Origin of the sequence: Bacillus sp. JJ1532 (genome assembly GCF_036965085.1) — a bacterium.
Classification (GTDB): Bacteria; Bacillota; Bacilli; order Bacillales; family Cytobacillaceae; genus Cytobacillus.
Genome location: NZ_JBALOW010000050.1, coordinates 130,182 through 133,159 on the forward strand (window position 1 = coordinate 130,182; position 2,978 = coordinate 133,159).

2 protein-coding genes are annotated in these 2,978 nt (G+C 39.9%); both read right to left on the minus strand.

Going from position 1 to position 2,978, the window contains the following annotated elements; all coding sequences use genetic code 11:
• Positions 1-211 precede the first annotated feature (211 nt).
• Positions 212-1,756 carry an L-glutamate gamma-semialdehyde dehydrogenase gene (gene pruA, locus V7122_RS17925; RefSeq protein ID WP_335528002.1) on the minus strand — a complete coding sequence of 515 codons (1,545 nt, stop codon included), beginning with the start codon at positions 1,754-1,756 and terminating at the stop codon, positions 212-214.
• A gap of 35 nt (positions 1,757-1,791) precedes the next feature.
• A complete protein-coding gene (locus tag V7122_RS17930) occupies positions 1,792-2,709 on the minus strand; it encodes a proline dehydrogenase family protein (protein WP_335528006.1) in 918 nt (305 codons plus the stop codon).
• Between the last annotated feature and the right edge of the window lie 269 nt (positions 2,710-2,978).

Consider the following 2,978-nt stretch of genomic DNA (forward strand, 5'->3'; position numbering starts at 1 on the left):
GCTCAATGTAAGGGTTTTAGTGTAGTTAGAGGAAAAACGCAAACATAGGAGGATCCAATGTAGCTGCTTTGTTGTACTGCCATGAAAAACACTAACATAGAAGCATCTTTAAATGTATTTTTCAGAAGGTAATGGATTTAATTCAAAAATAAAAGAACCAACCGGCAATGCACACCGATTGATTCTCCTAACCTAATGATATATGAATGTCTTAAAACATTTCGGAAGTTGTTTTTGCCTGCATGTGGAGAAGGAGGTAATCAGGGCCGCCTGCCTTTGAATCCGTTCCTGACATGTTGAAGCCTCCGAATGGCTGATAGCCAACGATAGCACCCGTACAACCACGGTTGAAATAAAGGTTACCAACATGGAAATCCTCACGTGCTTTTTCCATGTTTTCACGGTTATTGGTAATAACCGCACCAGTTAAACCGTACTCTGTGTTGTTCGCAATTTCGATTGCCTCATCGAAATTCTTCGCTTTTGTGAAGCCAACGACAGGGCCAAAAATCTCTTCCTTCATGATGCGTGCTTCTGGAGAAAGATCTGCAAATACTGTTGGTTTAATGAAGTAGCCTTTAGAATCGTCTCCTTCTCCGCCTGTCATAAGCTTTCCTTCTTGTTTCCCGATTTCGATGTAGCTCATAATTTTATCGAATGCACTTTGGTCAATGACCGTTGCCATGAAGTTAGTTGGATTGGTTGGATCTCCTTGTGTAAGCTCGTTAGTTAATTCCACAACACGGTCTAATACTTGATCATATACGTCTTCTACAATAACTGCACGTGAGCATGCAGAGCATTTTTGACCAGAGAATCCGAAAGCTGATTTCACGATCGATTGAGCGGCTAATTCTAAGTCAGCTTCGTTATCAACAACAATTGTATCTTTACCGCCCATTTCAGCGATTAGGCGTTTCATCCAAATTTGGCCCTCGTTAATTTTTGAAGCACGTTCGAAAATGCGAAGACCGACATCACGAGAGCCCGTGAAGGAGATGAAACGTGTCTTCGGATGATCAACTAAGTAATCCCCTACTTCAGCGCCGCTTCCAGGAACAAAGTTTAGAACGCCTGCAGGAAGTCCAGCTTCTTCCATTACCTCTACGAACTTAGCAGCTACAATTGGTGTAGTAGAAGCAGGTTTTAAGAGAACAGTGTTTCCAGTTACGATTGCTGCAACTGTTGTTCCAGCCATGATCGCAAACGGGAAGTTCCATGGTGAAATGATGATGCCTACCCCTAGCGGAATATAATCATAGCGGTTGTATTCACCAGGACGGCTTTCGACAGGAACACCGTCTTTGATTCGCAGCATTTGACGAGCATAGTATTCTAGGAAATCGATTGCTTCAGCTGTATCTGCGTCAGCTTCATTCCATGGCTTACCAGCTTCTTTTGTCAGAAGGGCAGAGAATTCGTGTTTGCGGCGGCGAATAATTGCAGCTGCTTTGAATAATACGTCTGCACGCACTTCAGGTTTTACTTTTTTCCAAGATTCGAATGCAGTAACAGCTGCCTGCATTGCCTTTTCAGCAAGGTCTTTGCTTGCTTTCGAAACACTTCCGATTACTTCCTGCTTATTAGCAGGGTTATAGGAAACAATTTTGTTATCGGTTGTCATTTTTTCATTGCCGATTACAAGAGGATAATCCTGGCCAAGGTAGCCTTCTACGAGTTTAATAGCTTCTAAGTATGCTTGTTTATTTTCTTCAATTGAAAAATCAGTAAATGGTTCGTGTTTGTATGGGATCATTTTTTTCGCTCCTTTAGTTACTTGAGATTTTTTTCTTAATTTTTTACCATACCTTTGAAAGCAAATGCAATATTGGCTGGTCTTTCTGCTAATCTTCTCATGAAATAGCCGTACCAATCTAAACCATAAGGTACGTAGACACGGAATTTATAGCCTTGCCTAACTAAATCAAGCTGTGTTTTATTTCTCATTCCGTAAAGCATTTGGAATTCAAAAAGATCATTTGGGATGTTATGCTCTTTGGCAAGATTTATCGTATACTCGATGATTTGATCATCATGAGAAGCAATCGCTGTATAATTGCCGCTTAATAAGCTTTGCTCAATGAGCTTTTTATAATTTTCATCCACGTCTTTCTTATCAGGATAGGCAACATCTGCCGCTTCTTTATAAGCACCTTTTACAAGACGCAGGAATGGCTGATAGACGCTAAGATCTTTCAAGTCCTGCTCAGTACGGTAGAGGTAGGCTTGAAGAACCGTGCTGACACAGCTGTATTTTTCTCTTAACTGTTTGAAAATATCAATCGTAGCCTGGCAGCGAGGCACATCTTCCATGTCGATGGTCACCATGATTTGATGCTTTTCAGCTGTATCGAGAATTTTAGTCATATTCTTCATAACTAAATCACGATCAATATCAAGTCCTAATGAGGTCATTTTCAGAGATACTTGAGAATCCAGCTTTTCCTTGCTAATCATTTCGATGGTACGAATACATTCTTCCGTACGTTCGTTTGCAATCTCAACTGAATTGACGAATTCTCCTAAATGGTCGACTGTTACAGATAATCCTTGATTATTCAATTTTCTGATAAATTCAATTGAGCTTGGAAAATCCAATCCGCCAATCAGTTTACCTTGTGCAAACTTTCCTCCTCTTTTTTGAGCGATTTTATTAAGAAGATCGTTCTTTGAAAGAAATAAGAAAAAGTCCCTTGTTAATGCTTCCACTTATATAAACACCTCCGAAATTGCAGTAAATCCCCGCATAATGGTATTTCTTCTATTACTTTAAATTCTACAATTCTGTGACAACTATCTACAATGTTAGTGTAATACAATTATTTGATTGTTCTTTTGTTGCTTTTGGACAAAAAGTTTATCGCAGATTAACGGGCTGTAAGATCCCCATTTCAAGAAGTGGAGTAAAAAAAGTTACTATGTGTAGATCAACAGCCCGTAAAGGCCCGATTGTAGGAACACAGACTAAGAACGCCACG

Coding starts and splice junctions, on each gene's coding strand:
- pruA (WP_335528002.1), bottom strand. CDS start 1,756: ATGATCCCATACAAACACGAACCATTTACTGATTTTTCAATTGAAGAA.